Below are 19300 nucleotides of genomic sequence, written 5' to 3'. Positions count from 1 at the left end.
ATGGAAGAAAATAAGGAAACCCTCGATTTGGGCTTTGCCAAACTGGACTTGCAGCGTCAGCAGCGCTGCGGCTTCCCGGAAGTCGTCTACTGTGCCGGCAAGACTGTCAATCAGTCGGTACGGATCCTGGACATCCTTATGGAGAAGTACGACAACGTCATCGGCACGCGGGCCGATAAGGCCGTCTACGACGCCCTGGCCGGACGCCATCCGGCTGCCCAGTATGACGAATTGGCCCGTATGGTCTATCAGCATAAGGATAAAACCGTCGTCAATGGCGACCGCCTCATTTCGGTCATTACCGCCGGGACGAGCGATATCCCCATTGCCGAAGAAGCGGCCTTGACGGCGGAAATCATGGGCAACCGCGTTGAACGCATCTACGACGTCGGCGTCGCCGGCATCCACCGCCTCCTGGCCCGCGTCGATGATATCCGCCGGGCCAACGTAAATATCGTCGTCGCCGGCATGGAAGGGGCTCTGGCCAGCGTCGTCGGCGGCCTCGTCGACAAACCGGTCATCGCTGTGCCGACCAGTATCGGATATGGTGCCAATTTCCACGGCCTGTCGGCCCTCCTGGCGATGCTCAACAGCTGTGCTGCCGGCGTATCCGTCGTCAATATCGACAACGGCTTCGGCGCTGGCCGCCTGGCCGATACGATGAATCGCTTGAGGTGATGGAAATGGAAACATTATGGCAGCTGGAAGCCAATATCGATGACATGAACCCGCAGAACATGGAATACGTCTTTTCCCTCATCCTGGCTCAGGGCGCCAACGATGTCTGGGCCATGCCGATGATGATGAAGAAAGGCCGCATGGCCTCTATGCTCTGCGTCTTGTGCCGTCAGGAACTCATCGACACCCTCATCGGCGTCATTGTCAGGGAGACGACGTCCATTGGCGTCCGCTTCTTCCCAGTGACCCGCCTGGCCTGCGACCGGCTCATCACGACGGTCCGCGTCGATGGCCGCGACCTGCACTGCAAGGTCTGCCGCTATGACGGCAAGGTCGTCAACATATCGGCAGAATACGATGATTGCCGGGCTGCCGCCGCTGAGACAGGGACGCCCCTGAAGGATTGGCAGCGCAAAGTGAAGGAAGCGGCATATCGGCAATTTGCGGAATAGAATGGGCAGAGGATATTGTCAAAATACGATTGTCCATGTATAATAGTCATTAAGCTCATTATGTAGTACGTCCTGAAAGGACGGGGAGTTTGAAAGATGAACAGAGTCATCATCAATGCCGATGATTTCGGCATCCATACAGAAGTCAATCAGGCCGTCATCGAAGCCTGCGACCAAGGTGTCCTGACCAGCACGTCTCTGCTGGCCAACGGCCCGGCCTTTGACGAGGCCGTCGACCTGGCCCGGAAATGTCCCGGCCTGGGCATCGGCATCCATCTCAGCCTGGTCGGTTCTCTGCCGACGGTCCTGTCGGCCAGGGAAGTGCCGACCCTGGTCCAGCCCGACGGCCTGCTGCCGGAAAGCTATACGGAAGTCATCAAGCGGGCCTGTCAGGGAAAACTCGATTACGGTCAGGTCTACCGGGAACTCGACGCCCAGATGGAAAAAATCATGGCTACGGGCCTTCCCATCGACCACCTGGACAGCCACCAGCACCTGCACGTCCTGCCGCAGGTCTGGTCCATCGTCCAGTCGCTGATGATGAAGTACGGTATCCACCGCCTGCGCATCCCCAGGGAAGCCTATTCCTATAAGGTATTGTCGGCCAATCCCGTGCGCATTGCCGGCCGCGACGGCCTGACCTACTTGTCGAAGAAAGCCATGGCCTCGGTCCGGCGCCTGCACTTTACGACGACGGACTTTTTCTGGGGCATGGTCGACGGCGGGCACATGACGGAAAGCAATCTGCACTATCTCATCGACAGACTGCCTTTTGGGACCCATGAAATCATGATGCATCCAGGCCGCAGTACGGCTGTCCTCAGCCAGTCCTTTGCCTGGGGCTATCACTGGCAGGATGAATTCCAGGCCCTGCTGTCACCGGCTATCCGCCAGCAGCTGGAAGCCAAACAGATTGAACTCATTACTTACGGTGACCTGCCGTAAGGATTGGAGGTCTTACTTTGCATATTTTAGTTACCGGCGGGGCCGGCTTCATCGGTTCCCACCTCGTCGACGCCTTGCTGGAAGACGGCCATGACGTGACCGTCTTTGATAATCTGAGTACAGGCTGCCGGGACCAGATTCCGACAGAGGCCCGTTTCGTCGAGGGCGATATCCGCGACGAAGCAGCCCTGCAGGCCCTCTTTGAAGAAGGCCATTTCGACGTCGTCTTTCATGAAGCGGCCCAGACCCAGGTATCCTACTCCCTGGCCCATCCCAGGGAAGATGCCGAACTCAACGTCATCGGCCTGATTAATGTCCTGGAACAGTGCCGCCGTCAGGGTGTACAGAAATTCATCTATTCGTCGTCGGCCGCCGTCTATGGCGATAATCCTAAAGTGCCCCTGAGCGAATCGGAACCACTGGCACCGGCGTCGTTCTACGGCTTGACCAAAGTGGCTGCAGAAAAGTATATCCAGCTCTATGGCAGCCTGTTCGGCCTGCCCTATGCCATCCTGCGCTATGCCAATGTATATGGCGAACGCCAGGGCAATGGCGGCGAAGGCGGTGTCGTCGGCCTCTTTGCCAGAGCATTGGCCTGCGGTCAGGACCTGACGATTTTCGGCGACGGTGAACAGTCCCGCGACTTCGTCTACGTCAAGGATGTGGCCCGCGCCAATATCGCCGCTATGGACAGCGGCGTGCCGTCAGGGATTTATAACATCAGCACCCAGATCGAGACGACCATCAACGCCCTGAAAGAGATTCTCTTGTATTTCTCTCATGCCGGTGTGGCCGTTTCTTATGGAGAAGCCCGCAAGGGCGATATTTTCCGGTCGTCCCTGGCCAATGGCAAGGCCATCGAAACGCTCCGCTGGCGGCCGAAGATGAAACTCATGCCGGGCCTCATGGCGACGTATCAATATTTTCTCGAAAGGGAGGAAGCCGAGTGAAAGAAGACAGCAACCATAAATTTTACCTGGTCCGCGAAGACATTCTGCCCGAAGCCATCAAGAAGACCATCAAGGTCAAGGAAATTCTCAAGCATCATCAGACGCGCACCATCAACGAAGCCGTCCGCATGATGGACTTGAGCCGCAGTGCGTACTATAAGTATAAGGACTATGTCTTCCCGTTTTACGATGTGACTCAGGGGAAAATTGTCACCTTGTCGGTCATGATCTTCGACCGGCCTGGGGAATTATCGCAAGTGCTCAACACGGTCGCTGCCAATAACGGCAGTATCCTGACCATCAACCAGGGGATTCCCTTGCAGGGAATGGCAGATGTCAGCTTGTCCATCGAAACCAAGGATATGACCGTTCCTGTCGATGAACTGATTAAAACGTTGGAAAAGCTGTCCGGTGTCAGCAAAGTCGATATCATCGGACAAGCGTAAGATAAAAAAGGGGGAGTAGGCTCATGAAAAATGTTTCCATTGCCTTGTTAGGCTGCGGTACGGTCGGAAAAGGGGTTGTCGACTTACTGGCCATGAACGGTCCGCTCATTGAAGAACAGCTCAATACGAAAATCAACATCAAGCGGGTCCTCATCCGCGATTTGAATAAGTACGAAAAGATGGAAGACTTACCTGATTCCATCCAGCTCACGACGGATTTCAACGATATCATCAACGACGATGAAATCGACATTGTCGTCGAAGTCATGGGCAGCGCCGATTTTGCCAAGGACTGCATCGAACAGTGCTTCCTGCGCGGCAAGAGCGTCATCAGTGCCAATAAGGACCTCATCGCCGATTACGGCATTCCGCTATTGAAATTATCGCAGCAGCACAACGTGGACTTCCAGTTCGAAGCCAGTGTCGCCGGCGGCATCCCCATCGTGCGCCCGATGTATTCGTCGCTCAACAGCAACCGCATCGAAGAAATCATCGGCATCATGAACGGCACGACGAACTTCATCTTGTCCAACATGACCGCCTATGGCTCGTCGTATGAAGACGTCCTCAAGGAAGCCCAGGAAAAGGGCTATGCCGAAGCGGACCCGACGAACGACGTCAGCGGTTACGATGCGGCCCGCAAGATCGCCATCCTGGCAACGCTGGGCTTCCACTCGGCTGTGACCTTCAACGACGTCCATGTCGAAGGCATTGAAAACATTAGCAAAGAAGATATTGAACACGCCACGGAAATGGGCTATGTCATCAAGCTCCTGGCCATTGCACGCCAGGATGAAGACGGCATTTCCCTCAACGTCCATCCGGCCTTCATCCGCAAAGGCCACCCGCTGGCCAATGTCGACGGCGCTTACAATGCCGTCTGCGTCCGCGGCAACTGCGTCGGCGACGTCATGTTCTACGGCCAGGGCGCCGGCTCCTTGCCGACAGCCAGTGCCGTTGTCAGCGACGTCATGAACGTCATCCTCCACCGCAACCTGAAGATGACGGGCAAACGGGATTACGTATGGCACGAAGCCAAGCTCAAACCGCAGGCCGACATTTCCTCGCCGTACTACATCCGCATGATCGTCAACAATGCGCCGGGCGTCCTGGCGGCTGTTTCCAAGGTACTGGCAGAAAACAATATCAGTATCCGCTCCCTCATCCAGAAGGATGAAACGGCAGAAATCGCTGAAATCGTCATCCTCATCGACAAATCGCCAGCAGGCCTGGTCCAGGCTTCGCTCCAGAAAATCGAAGACTTGTCGTGCGTTCGCAAGATTGCGAATGCCATTCGTGTAATCGAGGTGTAAGAAATGACAAAAACGCTGCACGCACAGATTCCGGCCACGTCGGCTAACGTCGGCTCCGGCTTTGATGCCGTCGGGATTGCGCTGACTTTGTACAATGACATTTATTTTACGGAAGAACCGGATAAAGACACGATCACTGTCGAAATCGAAGGTTTGGGAGCCAATTCCCTGCCCCGTAATTTCGATGAGAATATGGTCGGACAGGCCATGAAGGCCGTGGCCATCAAGAACCGCCAGTCCCTGCCCAAGGGCGGCACACTGCGGCTGGTCAATGCTATTCCGCCGGCCCGCGGCCTGGGAAGCAGTTCGGCAGCCCTCGTCGGCGGCATCCTCATCGGCAATGCCTTGACGGGCAATAAGATGACCCGCGAAGATATGCTGACCATGGCGACCGTCCTGGAAGGCCATCCTGACAACGTGGCTCCTGCCATTTACGGCGGCCTGTCCGTTTCTATCATGGTCGATGGCAAGACCCTGACCAATTCCATCCCCATCGACGATGACCTGTCTTTCATTACGGTCAGCCCGGAAGTCGAAGTTTCGACGGAAGAAGCCCGCAAGGCCCTACCCAAGACCATTGACTACCAGAGCGCCGTCTTCAACGTCAGCCGCGTCAGCTTCCTCGTTTCTTCGCTGTTCACCAAGCAGTACGACCGCATCGCCTATGGCCTGCAGGATAAACTGCACGTGCCCTACCGCCTGCGCCTCATCCCCAGCGGCGAACTGGTCCTCAAGAAGGCCGTCGAAGCCGGTGCCCTGGGCGCTACCATCAGCGGTTCCGGTTCGACGCTCATCGCCTTTGCGACGGATCAGGAAGTGCAGATCATGGACACCATGATCAACTGCTTCAACGACCACGGCATCGCCGCTACGGGCCATATCCTGAAATGCAGCAATGAAGGAGCGAAACTCGTCGAATGATACAAGACATTGGCAATCACACGTACCATGTCGAATACCACCCTGTGCCTCTGGCGCGGGATGGTATTCTGCTGTCTTATCAGGGCCGCAAGGTCCTGGTCCGGCTGACGGGCGATAAAGAATTCGTCTATCCCCGCCATGCCGACTATGCCGACATCGGAGAAGACCAGTTCCGCTGGCTCTTTGCCGAAGACCGGGCCCAGTTCTACCTGGCGAAGGAAGCCCTGCCGGAACGGGACGGCTTTACCTATGTGTCCATCAATTTCATGCGCGCTGCCCGGCCGCGTTACCTGGCCTTTGCCGGCATCGCCGGCCTGTCCCTGCACAACTGGTACAGCAACCACATCTATTGTGGCCATTGCGGCCGCCCCATGGTACACAGCGAGAACGAACGCATGGTACACTGCGACCACTGCCACACCATGATTTATCCGCGCATCTGTCCGGCCGTCATCGTCGCCGTCCGCCATGGCGACAAACTGCTGGTCTCGAAGTATGCCGGACGGGAATACAAGAATATCGCCTTGCTGGCCGGTTTTGCCGAAGTCGGTGAGACCATCGAAGAAACGGTCCACCGGGAAGTCATGGAAGAAGTGGGCATCCGTGTCAAGAATCTGCAGTTCTATAAGAGCCAGCCCTGGTGCTTCACGGATACGCTGCTCTTTGGCTTCTTCTGCGACCTCGACGGCGACGATACGCTGAAAGTCGACCACGGCGAATTGGCCACGGCCGGCTGGATCGACCGCAAGGACATTCCGGAAGATACGGAAAAGGCCAGCCTGACCATGGAAATGATGACCCTCTTCAAGCAGGGCGTCTATTGATTTTATGCGGAGTACCTTGACAGGCCCAAGTAAACTTGCTACAATATTTATCACATAAAAGCGATGAGCGGAAGAAGCCTTATTTCTTTTTGTCAGCGAGATGCCGAGTCCGGTGCGAGGGCATCCAAAGAGGGTAGGGCGCGTCACCCGGGAGCTGGCAGGAGGAAAGGCCTGCCCGTGCAGCAGACGTTACCTGTGCCATGAAGCGGTCGCGCAAGCGGCAAATTAGGTGGTACCGCGGAAGATACAGCATTCTTTCGTCCTAAGGAATACCCTTAGGCGAGGGAATGCTCTTTTTTGTTTTGGAGGGAATATAGATGAAATGGAATAAGGAACAGTTAGGCGCTTATGCACCGAACGACATTGAAATGTCCTGGTATGATTTTTGGGAAAAGAATGGCTACTTCCATCAGGACCCGGATCCGAGCAAAGAACCGTTCAGCATCGTCATGCCGCCGCCGAACGTCACGGGTCAGCTCCACATGGGCCACGCCCTGGACAATACCCTGCAGGATATCCTCGTCCGCTTCAAACGCATGGAAGGCTATAACGTCGCCTGGATCCCCGGCACGGACCACGCTGGCATTGCAACCCAGGTCAAAGTCGAACAGCAGCTGGCCAAAGAAGAAGGCAAGTCCCGCTACGACATCGGCCGTGAAGAATTCCTGAAACGCGTCTGGGCCTGGAAGGAACAGTACGGCAGCCGCATCGAAAAACAGGTCCGCCGCCTCGGATCTTCCTGCGACTGGAGCCGCAAGCGCTTCACCATGGACGATACCTGCGCCCGCGCCGTCCGCGAAGTCTTCGTAACGCTCTATGAAAAAGGCCTCATCTACCAGGGCCAGCGCATCACCAACTGGTGCCCGCACTGCCATACGGCCCTGTCGGATATCGAAGTCGACCATTCCGACGTCCAGGGCCATCTCTGGTACATCAAATACCCTGTCGTCGGCGAAGATGACTACATCATGATCGCTACGACCCGTCCGGAAACGATCATGGGCGATACGGCTGTCGCCGTCAACCCGGCTGACGACCGCATGAAGAAATACATCGGCAAGAAAGTCGTCGTTCCTCTCATCGACCGCGAAGTCGAAGTCATCGCCGACGATTACGTCGATATCGGCTTCGGTACGGGCGCCGTCAAGATTACGCCGGCTCACGACCCGAACGACTTTGAAATGGGCCAGCGCCACAACCTGGAATCCATCATGATCATGAACCTCGACGGCACGATGAATGAAAAAGCCGGTGCCAAATACAACGGCATGACCCGGGAAGACTGCCGGAAAGCCGTCGTCGCCGACTTGAAAGAATTGGGCCTCCTGGACCACATCGAAGAACTGACCCATGCCGTCGGCCATTGCTCGCGCTGCAAGACGACAGTCGAACCGTTCGTCACCAAGCAGTGGTTCGTCAAGATGAAACCCTTGACTGAAGCCGCCCTCAAGGCCGTCGAAGACGGCAAGACGAAGTTCATCCCCGACCGTTTCGTCAAGACCTATAATCACTGGCTGGAAGACGTCCACGACTGGTGCATCAGCCGTCAGCTCTGGTGGGGCCATCAGATCCCTGTCTGGTACTGCGATGACTGCGGCAAGTCTTCCGTCAGCCGGGAAGACATCACAGAATGTCAGCACTGCCACAGCAAACATATCCATCGCGACCCGGACGTCCTCGATACATGGTTCAGTTCGGCTCTCTGGCCGTTCTCGACTATGGGCTGGCCCGATAAGACGCCGGATATCCAGCAGTTCTTTCCGACCAGCGTCCTGGTCACGGGCTATGACATCATTTTCTTCTGGGTCGCCCGCATGATGTTCATGACCTGCGAATTCATGAAGGAAATCCCCTTCAAGAACGTCTTCATCCACGGCCTGGTCCGCGACAGCCAGGGCCGCAAGATGAGTAAATCCCTGGGCAACGGCATCGATCCCCTCGGCGTCTGCGAACAGTACGGCGCCGATGCCCTGCGTTTCACCCTGGTCACGGGCAATACGCCGGGCAACGACATGCGCTTCTACATGGAACGCGTCGAAGCGAACCGTAACTTTGCCAATAAGATCTGGAACGCTTCTAAATTCGTCATCATGAACCTCGGTGATTTCGACGAAACCTTCATCCCTGAAGATAAAGACCTGACCCTGGCCGACCGCTGGATCCTCACATCCTTCAATGAAACCGTCGCCAAAGTCACGGAAGATCTGGATAAATTTGAACTCGGCGACGCTGCCGATGCCGTTTACAACTTCATCTGGAACTCCTACTGCGACTGGTACATCGAACTGGCCAAGAAACGCCTTTACCAGGCCGAAAGCGAACGGGACAAGCACACGGTTCAGTACGTCCTGGTCTATGTCCTGACGCACACCCTGGAAATGCTCCATCCCTTCATGCCCTTCGTTACGGAACACCTCTGGCAGCACCTGCCTCACGAAGGCGAAAGCATCATCGTCGCTCCCTGGCCGAAGACGCAGGATAAATGGAACTTCCCGGCCGATGCCGCTACGATGAATACCATGATGGAAGCCATCAAGGGTATCCGTAACCTCCGCGCCGAATCGAACGTCCCCATGGGCAAGAAGGCGCCGGTCATCCTGGCTCCGGCTACGGAAGACATGGCTCAGACCTTGAAGACTTACGAAGATTACTTCCATACCCTGGCCTTTGCCGATAAAGTAACCCTCCTCGGTGCGGGCGATGCCAAACCGGAAAATGCCGTCGTCGCCGTTGTCCCGGGCATTGAAGTCTACTTACAGCTCAAAGACCTCATCGACGTCGAAAAAGAAACGGCCCGCGTCCAGAAGGAACAGGAAAAACTCCAGAAGGAAATCGCCCGCCTCGACAAGAAGCTGTCCAACCAGGGCTTCCTCTCGAAAGCACCGGCAGCGGTCGTCGAAAAAGAAAAGGGCAAGCTCGCCGACTACCAGGAAAAGATGGCTGCTTTGACCAAGCGCATGGAAGACCTGGCTAAACTCTAAGAGGCAGCTATGACCTACGAACAAGCAATCGACTATCTGGAATCAGCCAATGTCTTTGGCATCCAGCTGGGGCTCGGCCGTATCCAGGCCTTACTGGAACGGCTGGACAATCCCCAGAACAACTATAAGACCATCCACGTCACCGGGACCAACGGCAAGGGCTCGGTGACGGCTATGATCGCCTCGGTCCTGACTGAAGCGGGCTTCCGGACGGGCCGCTACACGTCGCCTCATCTGGAAGACTATACGGAACGGATCCATATCGACAACCATGACATTTCCCGCGACGACTTTGCCAAAGCCGTATCCGTCGTCAAAGACGCCGTGACGGCCATGGTCGCTGCCGGCGGGGAAGGGCCGACGGAATTTGAAATGATTACGGCTGCTGCTTTCTGGTACTTCGACTATATCGGCGTCGATTACGCCGTCATCGAAGTGGGCTTGGGCGGCCTCCTCGATTCGACGAACGTCATCGTCCCCGTCGTCTCGGTCATCACTAACGTCGCCATGGACCACATGAAATACTGTGGTAATACGATCGAAGCCATTGCCGAACAGAAAGCGGGCATCATCAAGGAAGGCGTACCTGTCGTCACGACCGCCGATGGGCCGGCTTTGCAGGTCATCGCCCGCAAGGCCTATGAAAAGCACAGCCGCCTCTATGCTCTGGACCACAGCTTCGACGTCGTCGGCAACGCCGGACCGGAAGACCCGGAAGCCGGTCAGATGGTGACGGTCCGGGAAAAATACGGCTTTGCCATTACGACGGTCCTGCCCCTGCTGGGCAAACACCAGCGGACGAATTGCGCCGCTGCCGTCATGACACTGCTCATCTTGGCCCGCCATGAAAAGAAACTGACCCGGACGGTCCTGGAAAACGGCATCCGCCATGTCCAGTGGCCAGGCCGCTTCCAGGTCTTCAAAGCCGGTGACATCGACGTCGTCCTCGACGGCGCCCACAACCCGGCTGGCATCGACACCTTCTGCAAGACTTACGAAGACGTCTTCGCCTCGCGGAAGCGGGTCTTCCTCTTCTCCGTCCTGGCCGACAAAGATTACAGTCAGATGGTACGGGAACTCTTCCACGACGACGATTACGTCGTCTGCGCACCGGCACCGACGCCGCGCTCAGCCGACCCCAAGGCCATGGCGGCCATCCTGCCGTGCAAAGCCGATTGGGCCGGCACCATCGCCGAAGGCTGGACAAAGCCCTGGCTGCCATCAAACCGGACCAGGTCCTCTGCATCGTCGGCTCTCTGTACATCCAGGGAGAAGTCCGGAAATACTTCCGGAAGAGATACCATATTGAGTAAGGGCTGAGCGGCTAGCAGCTTGTAGGGGCCGTCCCAAAGGGCGGCCCGCTTGATTCCTCTTTATAGCAGCTAGCGGTGAGCCACTAGCCATTGAAAAGGCGCTGTCTTACAGGACAGCGCCTTTTCGTTGCGCCTCTGCGCCTTTTTATGGTAAAATGATACATATATTTTACACGGAATGTAAGGAGCGAACATTATGAAGTGGATGATACGGACCGGCAGTACGCCAGCCGAGCGGGCACGGCTGCGCGTCGTCTATGCTATGGCTGGTACTGTCTTTTTTATGCCGGTGAACTTGTTCATTATGGAAGGCTTTTTCATCATCGCCCTGGGCCTGGGGCTCTATTACTGTAAAAAATATCCCAAACTGCCCCTGCGCCAGTCGCCGTTGTCCCTGCCGGCTGTCGGCTTTGCCCTGGTGGCCTTTCTGTCTCTCGTCGGCTCGCCGCACTTTCTCTTAGGGACGGCTTTCTATGCCTTCACGGTTTTGCAGTACCTCGTGCTCTACTTTGGCATCCTCCTGTTCGTCCGCCATTCCTGGGAACGGCGCCTGCTCTTTTCGACGCTCCTCCTCAGTGCCTTCGTCGTCGCCCTGTACGGCCTGTACCAGTATGCCCACATGCTGACCCTCCACGAGGCCGAATGGGTCGACAACTCAGCCTTTCCCATGCTGCGGCGCCGCATGTACTCGACGCTGTACAACCCTAACTTATTGTCGGCCTTCCTGCTGATTATCATGAGCGCTGCGGCGTCGATGATGATCTGTACCCGCCATCGCTGGCATCACGTCATGTACCTGGCCTTTTTTGCCATCCTGACCCTCTGCCTGATCCTGACCTATTCCCGTGGCGCATGGCTCAGCGTCTGCGCTTTGATCTTCTTTTTCGGCCTCTTTTGGGATAAACGGGTGTGGCTCCTCTTTCTGGCAGGCCCGCTGATCCTGGCTTTCTACCACGGCGGCGTCGCCGACCGCCTGATGTCCATTTTCAGCCACAGCGAAGCGGACACGTCCGTTTCCATGCGCATGGACATGTGGGAGGCAGCCATTGCCATGTTTGTCGACCATCCCGTCCTGGGCATTGGCTGGGGCGCCTTCAAACACGTCTATCCCGTCTATAATGAATTGATCCAGGAAGCAGGTATCGTCATCTTCCACGCCCATAATATGTACCTCAACATCCTGGCAGAAACGGGCATGGCCGGCCTGGGCTTCGGCTTATGGTTCTTTTTCGGCAATGCCTGGTATGCCATCCGCTATGTACGCAGCCATGCGGCCCACACCTTCAGCCGATCCCTGGCCATGACCCTGGCCGCTGCCGTCTTGTCCCTGGGAATCAGCGGCATGAGCGACTACGATTTATTTAGTACCCAGATTTCACTTACTTTTTGGCTGATGAGTGCCCTTTTTGCTAACATGTATGGCGAAGAATGTGAAAAAAAACGATAAAAATAGTTTGCGAAATAATTCACAATGATATATAATAAGTCTGTGACTATTATCACTAGATAAGATGACTTATAGCTATAGGGAATAGCTTGGGACATAGTTGGAGGGTATTATCCATGAGACAGAAAAAGGCAATATCGGATGCTGTCATCGAACGATTGCCGCTGTACTACAGGGACTTGCTATTATTGCAAGACGCGGGAATCGATATCATCTCATCCGAAAAGTTAGGGGAACGGTTGGGGATTACGCCGGAACAAATCCGCAAAGACCTGACCTGCTTTGGGGCTTTTGGAAAAAAGGGCGTAGGCTATTACGTCAGTGAATTATGCCAGCAGATCGTGGAAATCATCGGCCTGCAGCAGCATTGGAAAATCGGTATCGCCGGCATCGGCCATCTCGGCTGGGCCTTGGCGAACTACAAGACTTTCGGACGCTTGGGCTTCCGCACGACAGGCTTGTTCGACGTCGATCACCGCATCATCGGTCAGAACGTCGGCGGCGTCGAAGTCACGCCGATTTCTGAAATGGGCGAAGTCATTCAGCGCGAAGGCATCCAGATCGGTATCATCACGACACCGGCAGCTGTAGCTCAGCAGGTCGCCGACCAGATGGTCGCCGCCGGCATCCGGGGCATCTTGTCCTTTGCACCGCTGCGCCTGACCGTACCGGACGGCATCTTCGTCTTCCGCGAAGACCTGTCCATCGGCTTGAGCCGCATTTCGTACTATTTGACGAATAAGAAGGATTGATGATGGCCGTCCGCTATTGGCATGGCGGGCGCCCTTACATTATCTTTATAGTTTGTAGTACAGATAGTTTTTGGGGTGTAGGGGTCGCCACGTGCGAGCCCCTACAGCAAAAAGGCGCTGTCTTCATGCGACAGCGCCTTTTGTGTGCTATAATATTCGTACATTCCCGATAATTTATAGAATGAGGTGATACTACTATGGATTCTATCTATGGTTCCTATGGACCGGCTTTGCAGGCTGCTCTGGAAGATATTATCGGCCGTATCCGCGCCTATAGTGACGATATAAAGGCCAAGACCGGGGAAGCGGCTTATGAACACCTGATTTACCGCATCAAGTCCGAAGGGAGTATGCGGGAAAAATGTGACCGCAAGGGCCTGCCTCAGACGGCCTATTCGGCTCTCCACGATATCCGCGATGCCATCGGCATCCGTATCGTCTGTTGTTTCCTCGACGACATCTATCGGGCTATCGACTTCCTGAAAAGCCTCGATGGCGTCCGCGTCGTCGAAGAGAAAGATTATATCCGCCACGTCAAACCGAACGGCTACCGCAGTTACCACGTCATTTTGGAACTGGAAGAGCCTTATGAAGATGTGACCGGCGCCAATCCGGGTCATTTCTATGCCGAAGTCCAGCTGCGCACGATTGCCATGGATTCCTGGGCCAGCCTGGAACATCAGATGAAATACAAGCACGACATCAAGAACCCGGAACTCATCGTCCGGGAACTCAAGCGCTGTGCCGATGAACTGGCTTCGTGCGACGTGTCCATGCAGACTATCCGCAATTTGATCCATGCACAAGAATAAGGGGGAAACGCTATGCGCCTTCTATTAGCTGAAGATGAAAAAGAAATGTCCGCAGCTCTGTCTGCCATCCTGACCCATTCGGGATACGATGTCGATGCCGTCTATGACGGCCAGGCTGCCGTCGAAAAAGCCCTGTCCCAGTCCTATGACTGTATGATCTTCGACATCATGATGCCGAAGAAGGACGGCGTCCAGGCCTTGAAGGAAATCCGCGACAAAGGGAATATGACGCCGGTCATCATGCTGACGGCCAAAGCCGAAATCGACGACCGCATTACCGGCCTCGACGCCGGTGCCGACGACTACTTGACCAAGCCCTTCGCCATGGGCGAACTCCTGGCCCGCCTGCGCTCCCTGACGCGGCGGTCGACGTCCTATGCGCCGTCGAAACTCACTGTCGGCAATGTCGAACTCGACGTGGAAGAACAGGAACTGGCCTGCCGCAATTCTATCCGCCTGGCCAATAAGGAAACGAAGCTCATGAAATTCTTCATGGCCAACGCCGGCAAAACCCTGTCGACGGCCCAGATTTTTGATAACGTCTGGGGCGATGAAGAAGACGACGTCGATGAAGGCATCGTCTTCCTTTACGTCTCGTATTTACGGGAAAAGCTCGAAGCCGTCCAGGCCGACATTGAAATCGTCGGCCAAAGAGGGCAGGACTATGCCTTGACCGTGAAAGAAGCGTCTGCGGAGGGTTAGACCATGAATATGATCAAGCGCCTGCGCCGTAAATTCATCATCATGGCGACAATCGGCGTTCTCGTCGTCCTCGGCGGCGCCTGGGCCTCATCAATACCATCGCCTATATGCGGATGAATCAGCAGGTCATGTCGGTCCTGACCTATATCATCCATAACAACGGCGCTGTGCCCCAGAAAATCGGCGGCGACGATGGCAGTTTCTTCAGCGACCCGTCATGGACCGAAGAGACGCCAGAATTTGCCTACCAGATACGCTTTTTCAGCGTCCTCGTCAATGCCGGCGGCTATGCGGAAAAAATCGACATCCAGCACATCGCTTCGTTTTCTGAAAAAGAAGCCATCGAATACGCCCGGACGACTGTCGCTGAGGCGCGGGAAAACGGAACGAAACAGGGCTTTTTCAAAAAGAACCGGGCCAGTTATGCCTATATGATTCAGCCCAACGACGACGGCAGCTTCCTCATCGTCATCCTGGACTGCACGCGCGACGTCGCTGCTGTCACTTCGTTCATGCGCTATTCTCTCTGGTTTGGCCTGGGCTGTGTCATCTTATACGTCATCATCCTGGCGGCCATGTGCAACGTCGCTATCCGGCCTTTCGTCCGCAACATGGAGAACCAGAAGCGCTTCATCACCAATGCCGGGCACGAACTCAAGACGCCGATTGCCATCATCTCCGCCAATGCCGAAGCCATCGAGATGCTCAATGGCCAGAGCCAGTGGACGGACAGCATCCTCAAGCAGGTCCGCCGCCTGTCCAACCTCATCCAGAACCTCATCATGCTGTCCAAGATGGGCGAACGCTCTCAGGTCGACCTGGTCATTACCGATGTGAACTTGTCGGAAACGGTCCATGCCGTAGCCGACTCCTTCCAGCAGCTGGCCATTGACGCCGAAAAGACCTTGCATACGGATATTGCCGACGGCATCCACGTCAAAGGCGACAGTAAGTGCCTCTATGAACTGGTCAACATCCTCGTCGACAACGCTGTCAAGTATTGCGATGACAAGGGGACCATCGACGTCTCCCTGCGCCGTCCCCGTCTGGGGAAGGGGGCGATTGTCGCCGTGACCAACACCTATGCCGACGGGGCTAATGTGGATTATTCCCGCTTCTTTGAACGCTTCTACCGCGGCGATACGTCCCATAACAGCCAGAAGGCCGGCTATGGCATCGGCTTGTCCATGGCCGAAGAATTGACGAAACTCATGGGCGGTAAGATTAATGTATCCTATAAGGCCCAACGTATAACGTTTACTGTTCGGCTGGGCTGATTTTCCCTATAGGGAAAGCGCCTGACCTGTGTTATAATGTGACCAACATCACTTTTATTCAGGGGGAAGATACCAATGGAAATGCACATGGAATATATCCGAAAATTACCGGAACCGCAGGAATTGATGGAACAATTTCCCATCGATGACAAGGTCAAGGCCATCAAGGCGAAACGGGATGAAGAAATCAAAAACATCCTGACCGGCCAAGACGACCGCTTCCTGCTCATCATCGGTCCCTGTTCGGCCGACAATGAACCGGCTGTCCTCGACTATATCCATCGCCTGGTCAAGGTCCAGGAACAGGTCAAAGATAAAATCTTTATCATCCCGCGCGTCTACACCAGCAAACCCCGTACCATCGGCGTCGGCTATAAGGGCATGCTTCATCAGCCGGACCCGGAAGGCAAGGAAGACATGCTGGGCGGCATCATCGCCATCCGTGAAATGAATGCCCGCGTCGTCCGCGAAACGGGCTTTACCTGCGCTGAAGAAGTCCTCTATCCGGAAATCTTCCGTTACTTGTCGGACCTCTTGTCCTATGCCGCCGTCGGCGCCCGGTCCGTCGAAGACCAGTTCCACCGCATGATTGCCAGTGGCGTCGGCATCCCTGTGGGCATGAAGAACCCGACGTCCGGTGACATTTCGGTCATGCTCAACTCCATCGAAGCGGCCCAGCATACGCAGGATTTCCTCTTCCGCGGCTGGGAAGTCCGCACCAAAGGGAATCCGCTGGCCCACGCCATCCTGCGCGGCTATGTCGACAGCTTCGGCAACAGCATGCCTAACTACCATTATGAAAACCTCCAGCGCCTGTACGAAGCCTATGGCAAGCGGGACCTGTCCTATCCGGCCGTCATCGTCGACGCCAACCATGCCAATTCGGGCAAGAAATACCTCGAACAGATACGCATCGCCAAAGACGTCATCCACAGCCGCAAGCACTCGGCCGACATCAAACAGCTGGTCAAGGGCTTGATGATCGAAAGCTACATCGAAGACGGCAATCAGAAAATCAGCGAAGGCACCTATGGCAAATCCATCACCGACCCCTGCCTGGGCTGGGAAAAATCCGAACGCCTCATCTACGATATGGCAGAATTGCTGTAATTAGTGGCTCGTGGCTAGTGGTTCGTTTTTGCGGTCTTATAGCCGCACTGTAGGAGCTTCTCTATAGTTTGTAGAAGAGGGCCTTAAATTAAAAACCAACCCCTAGCCCCTAACCACTAGCCCCTAACCACTAAAAAAAAATCGCTGTCGTACGTGCGACAGCGATTTTTTTTAAAAAGTATCCAACAATACATATCCTTTACCGCGCAGGAACGTTTCCGTTTCCATTTCGCGGGTCTTGAAGATGGCGACCGGTGTGCCGGCCTGGCGGTTATAAGAAATATACAAGTAGTCAATGGAAATATTGGCCTGGCGGAGGCTGTCGAGGATTTTGTCCAGACAGCCCGGCGTATCGCCCATTTCGACGGCGACGACTTTGTCCATATGACATTGGTAGCCGGCTTCCTGCAATTTCGAGACAGCCAGTTCCGGATTGGTGACGATGAGGCGGATGATGCCGAATTCTGCGCTGTCATTGGCCAGCATGGTGTAGATATTGATATTGGCATCGGCTAAGACCGACGTCATCTTGCGCAAGGCGCCCTTCGTGTTTTCAGTGAATACAGAAACTTGATTGAGCATAAATCGAAATCCCCCTTGATGATAAAATATTGTGACGTTGTCCCCATTTTACCATAAAAAGACAGGCTTGTAATGGGGATGGGATTTGTTAAACGTTTCAGAATGGGCAAGTCATGATATAATAAAAGCATAGGAACTATGTTTTTTACGATACGAGGTGAGGGCTATGCCAGCTCGATTGGTCATCTTCTTATTTTTACTGCTCACAGGCACTGCCAAACTCTATATGTGGCTCGGCGTCACGGACCCCTTGAAAGCCGTCATCGCGGCGACCCTGACGACCTTTGTCATCATCTGTGGTCTGCGGCGGAGCGGCCAGAAACAGGCCGAACAAAAAGAACGGGAAAAGACAGCGGTAGCTGAAAAAGAAAAAATCCAGTCGGCCCAGGAACCCGTAAAGACGAAACATCGACTCGATGCCGACGATGCGGCCTTCCTGTCAGCCGTCGGCACAGGCCTTATCCTGCACGAACTCCACGAACGGAACAAAGAACAAGAACGGGTCGAACGCGATTACGACGGGAATTGGGATAACCCCGATGACGACAGCCAGTATGACGATAACCAGTACGACGACAGCCAGTATGACGATAACCAGTACGACGATAGCCAATATGATGACTGGGAGTGATGGGAATTTCGCAGGCCGCAGTTCGCAGACGGCAGACCGCAAAAAAATACACGGCCAACGGCCTTGTGCGTAGGGGCTGTCCCAAGCCTTTTTGGCCCGTCAGGTGCTGACCGTCGGGAGGCGCAAGACGGCTGCCAAAACGGACAGCTGTGGCTGGGCAGCCCGTTGTGAGATTTGGCATACCTATTCTTGTATGATGGTAGGTTTTTACGAGCCACGAACCACTATTTTTTCACGAGCTGAGGGTTCCTTGAGGCAATGTCGTTAATTTGAATTTATCGTCGCGCAGCGGCATTTGAATCCGAAGTGAACCGCGGCCTGCGAACTGCGGGCCGTCAGACCCTAAATTCGACGAACGACCTACGACGAACGGCTCTACGCCGCGGCCTGAGGCCTTCATTTCCTGGAGATTCCGAAATATACGAAATCGCCGAAGAAGCGAATCCGTGACATGACGAAAATGGAGCGCTGGCTGGCGTATTTCGCTAACCAGCTCATACCATCGTAGGGGTCGTCCGTGGGCGACCCGTCAGCATGATAGGGCTTGTCTTGTTCATGCATGTGGATTAGAAGGAGGGAACTGATCATGAGCGATGAAGCCATCCATAAAGCCGTAGATGCCGCCCGGACCTTTCTTCAGGATGACGCCGAACGCCTGGCTTACATCAACCGCGAACTCGCCATCCTAGACTATAACTCGGACCATCGCGATGCCTTTGAAGAAGGGGAAGCTAAGGGACGTGCAGAAGGAATTGAAAAAGGTCGTGCAGAAGAACGGAAATCGTCAGATAACCGATGGGAAAAATTGATGGGTCTGTTATTGGAGGAAAAACGGTATGATGAAGCGAAAAAAGCAGCTTCCAGTAAAGAGTTCCGTGAAACACTTTTCAAAAAATATGGCTTAGAATAAGACAGAATTTAGAAGTGAACGTACTCCCGCCTATAGAGGCGGGAGACTTCTTGCAGAATCAGGTTAAAGTAAAGGTAGTGTCAAGATTCTTTCGCAAATTCATTTCATCCGCCAGTAAATATCGTAATCAGATATATGGATTTTCCTCGTCATTTGGCTGCTCAATTTCCATCTTGAATAGATGCTCCATGTCCATATAGCGTTTTGAGCCCCATTCCGAGGCGGCAACATGACGAAGTCTGGCTGAGACGAGC

19 protein-coding genes are annotated in these 19300 nt (G+C 54.8%); 18 read left to right on the top strand and 1 reads right to left on the bottom strand.

Annotation, left to right across the window (positions count from 1 at the left end; translation table 11 throughout):
• The 16 genes from larB to NM10_RS09960 all read left to right on the top strand — a co-directional run bounded on the left by larB (position 1) and on the right by NM10_RS09960 (position 16923).
• Positions 1-678, top strand: coding sequence for a nickel pincer cofactor biosynthesis protein LarB (gene larB / locus NM10_RS10035; RefSeq protein WP_020311466.1), 678 nt, complete (start codon positions 1-3; stop codon positions 676-678).
• 5 nt (positions 679-683) lie between these two features.
• Positions 684-1130 carry a nickel insertion protein gene (larC, locus tag NM10_RS10030; RefSeq protein ID WP_239639701.1) on the top strand — a complete coding sequence of 149 codons (447 nt, stop codon included), beginning with the start codon at positions 684-686 and terminating at the stop codon, positions 1128-1130.
• A gap of 96 nt (positions 1131-1226) precedes the next feature.
• Positions 1227-2075, top strand: a complete 849-nt coding sequence (locus tag NM10_RS10025; RefSeq protein WP_020311464.1) for a ChbG/HpnK family deacetylase — start codon at positions 1227-1229, stop codon at positions 2073-2075.
• Between the two features lie 17 nt (positions 2076-2092).
• Positions 2093-3025: an NAD-dependent epimerase/dehydratase family protein gene (locus NM10_RS10020; protein ID WP_020311463.1), complete on the top strand. Its 933-nt coding sequence runs from the start codon at positions 2093-2095 to the stop codon at positions 3023-3025.
• Positions 3022-3471 (top strand): ACT domain-containing protein, encoded by a 450-nt coding sequence (locus NM10_RS10015; RefSeq protein ID WP_014015913.1) that lies wholly within the window; start codon positions 3022-3024, stop codon positions 3469-3471. Before NM10_RS10020 ends, NM10_RS10015 begins: the two co-directional genes overlap by 4 nt.
• 23 nt (positions 3472-3494) lie before the next feature.
• Positions 3495-4784: a homoserine dehydrogenase gene (locus NM10_RS10010; RefSeq protein ID WP_020311462.1), complete on the top strand. Its 1290-nt coding sequence runs from the start codon at positions 3495-3497 to the stop codon at positions 4782-4784.
• Positions 4785-4787: 3 nt separating this feature from the next.
• Positions 4788-5705 carry a homoserine kinase gene (thrB, locus tag NM10_RS10005; RefSeq protein ID WP_020311461.1) on the top strand — a complete coding sequence of 306 codons (918 nt, stop codon included), beginning with the start codon at positions 4788-4790 and terminating at the stop codon, positions 5703-5705.
• The gene (gene nudC / locus NM10_RS10000) at positions 5702-6529 is read left to right on the top strand and encodes an NAD(+) diphosphatase (protein ID WP_020311460.1); all 828 of its coding nucleotides are present in this window, start codon (positions 5702-5704) and stop codon (positions 6527-6529) included. The genes thrB and nudC overlap by 4 nt, the downstream gene beginning before the upstream one ends.
• 317 nt (positions 6530-6846) lie before the next feature.
• Positions 6847-9510: a valine--tRNA ligase gene (locus NM10_RS09995; RefSeq protein ID WP_020311459.1), complete on the top strand. Its 2664-nt coding sequence runs from the start codon at positions 6847-6849 to the stop codon at positions 9508-9510.
• A 9-nt stretch (positions 9511-9519) separates the two neighbouring features.
• Entirely contained in the window at positions 9520-10830 is a 1311-nt protein-coding gene (locus tag NM10_RS09990) for a bifunctional folylpolyglutamate synthase/dihydrofolate synthase (RefSeq protein WP_020311458.1), read from the top strand.
• Positions 10831-11019: 189 nt separating this feature from the next.
• Positions 11020-12270: an O-antigen ligase family protein gene (locus NM10_RS09985; protein ID WP_020311457.1), complete on the top strand. Its 1251-nt coding sequence runs from the start codon at positions 11020-11022 to the stop codon at positions 12268-12270.
• A gap of 116 nt (positions 12271-12386) precedes the next feature.
• Positions 12387-13022, top strand: coding sequence for a redox-sensing transcriptional repressor Rex (locus tag NM10_RS09980; RefSeq protein WP_014015920.1), 636 nt, complete (start codon positions 12387-12389; stop codon positions 13020-13022).
• A 197-nt stretch (positions 13023-13219) separates the two neighbouring features.
• Entirely contained in the window at positions 13220-13834 is a 615-nt protein-coding gene (locus tag NM10_RS09975) for a GTP pyrophosphokinase (RefSeq protein ID WP_020311456.1), read from the top strand.
• Between the two features lie 12 nt (positions 13835-13846).
• Positions 13847-14536, top strand: a complete 690-nt coding sequence (locus NM10_RS09970) for a response regulator transcription factor (RefSeq protein WP_020311455.1) — start codon at positions 13847-13849, stop codon at positions 14534-14536.
• Between the two features lie 107 nt (positions 14537-14643).
• Positions 14644-15813: a sensor histidine kinase gene (locus tag NM10_RS09965; RefSeq protein WP_239639700.1), complete on the top strand. Its 1170-nt coding sequence runs from the start codon at positions 14644-14646 to the stop codon at positions 15811-15813.
• A gap of 75 nt (positions 15814-15888) precedes the next feature.
• On the top strand, positions 15889-16923 hold the full coding sequence (locus NM10_RS09960; protein ID WP_036200658.1) for a 3-deoxy-7-phosphoheptulonate synthase: 1035 nt from the start codon (positions 15889-15891) through the stop codon (positions 16921-16923).
• Between the two features lie 171 nt (positions 16924-17094).
• Here the strand turns inward: NM10_RS09960 and NM10_RS09955 are convergent, their stop codons facing one another.
• Positions 17095-17505, bottom strand: coding sequence for an ACT domain protein (locus NM10_RS09955; RefSeq protein ID WP_020311451.1), 411 nt, complete (start codon positions 17503-17505; stop codon positions 17095-17097).
• Between the two features lie 166 nt (positions 17506-17671).
• On the opposite strand from NM10_RS09955, the gene NM10_RS09950 reads away from it, so the two are divergent.
• Together NM10_RS09950 and NM10_RS09940 are read left to right on the top strand one after the other, a co-directional pair.
• The gene (locus NM10_RS09950; protein WP_239639699.1) at positions 17672-18136 is read left to right on the top strand and encodes a hypothetical protein; all 465 of its coding nucleotides are present in this window, start codon (positions 17672-17674) and stop codon (positions 18134-18136) included.
• A 586-nt stretch (positions 18137-18722) separates the two neighbouring features.
• Positions 18723-19046: a hypothetical protein gene (locus NM10_RS09940; RefSeq protein ID WP_020311448.1), complete on the top strand. Its 324-nt coding sequence runs from the start codon at positions 18723-18725 to the stop codon at positions 19044-19046.
• The last annotated feature ends 254 nt before the right edge of the window (positions 19047-19300 follow it).

The organism is Megasphaera sp. NM10, from assembly GCF_000417505.1.
GTDB classification, from domain to species: Bacteria; Bacillota; Negativicutes; order Veillonellales; family Megasphaeraceae; genus Megasphaera; species Megasphaera intestinihominis.
Note: the sequence above shows the minus strand (reverse complement) of the source record. Positions and strands in the feature narration are given on the sequence as shown.

Bases quoted from the DNA above. Each gene is read 5' to 3' on its own strand.
- larB (WP_020311466.1), top strand. From the start codon at position 1: ATGGAAGAAAATAAGGAAACCCTCGATTTGGGCTTTGCCAAACTGGAC.
- larC (WP_239639701.1), top strand. From the start codon at position 684: ATGGAAACATTATGGCAGCTGGAAGCCAATATCGATGACATGAACCCG.
- NM10_RS10025 (WP_020311464.1), top strand. From the start codon at position 1,227: ATGAACAGAGTCATCATCAATGCCGATGATTTCGGCATCCATACAGAA.
- NM10_RS10010 (WP_020311462.1), top strand. From the start codon at position 3,495: ATGAAAAATGTTTCCATTGCCTTGTTAGGCTGCGGTACGGTCGGAAAA.
- thrB (WP_020311461.1), top strand. From the start codon at position 4,788: ATGACAAAAACGCTGCACGCACAGATTCCGGCCACGTCGGCTAACGTC.
- nudC (WP_020311460.1), top strand. From the start codon at position 5,702: ATGATACAAGACATTGGCAATCACACGTACCATGTCGAATACCACCCT.
- NM10_RS09995 (WP_020311459.1), top strand. From the start codon at position 6,847: ATGAAATGGAATAAGGAACAGTTAGGCGCTTATGCACCGAACGACATT.
- NM10_RS09990 (WP_020311458.1), top strand. From the start codon at position 9,520: ATGACCTACGAACAAGCAATCGACTATCTGGAATCAGCCAATGTCTTT.
- NM10_RS09985 (WP_020311457.1), top strand. From the start codon at position 11,020: ATGAAGTGGATGATACGGACCGGCAGTACGCCAGCCGAGCGGGCACGG.
- NM10_RS09980 (WP_014015920.1), top strand. From the start codon at position 12,387: ATGAGACAGAAAAAGGCAATATCGGATGCTGTCATCGAACGATTGCCG.
- NM10_RS09975 (WP_020311456.1), top strand. From the start codon at position 13,220: ATGGATTCTATCTATGGTTCCTATGGACCGGCTTTGCAGGCTGCTCTG.
- NM10_RS09970 (WP_020311455.1), top strand. From the start codon at position 13,847: ATGCGCCTTCTATTAGCTGAAGATGAAAAAGAAATGTCCGCAGCTCTG.
- NM10_RS09965 (WP_239639700.1), top strand. From the start codon at position 14,644: ATGCGGATGAATCAGCAGGTCATGTCGGTCCTGACCTATATCATCCAT.
- NM10_RS09960 (WP_036200658.1), top strand. From the start codon at position 15,889: ATGGAAATGCACATGGAATATATCCGAAAATTACCGGAACCGCAGGAA.
- NM10_RS09955 (WP_020311451.1), bottom strand. From the start codon at position 17,505: ATGCTCAATCAAGTTTCTGTATTCACTGAAAACACGAAGGGCGCCTTG.
- NM10_RS09950 (WP_239639699.1), top strand. From the start codon at position 17,672: ATGCCAGCTCGATTGGTCATCTTCTTATTTTTACTGCTCACAGGCACT.
- NM10_RS09940 (WP_020311448.1), top strand. From the start codon at position 18,723: ATGAGCGATGAAGCCATCCATAAAGCCGTAGATGCCGCCCGGACCTTT.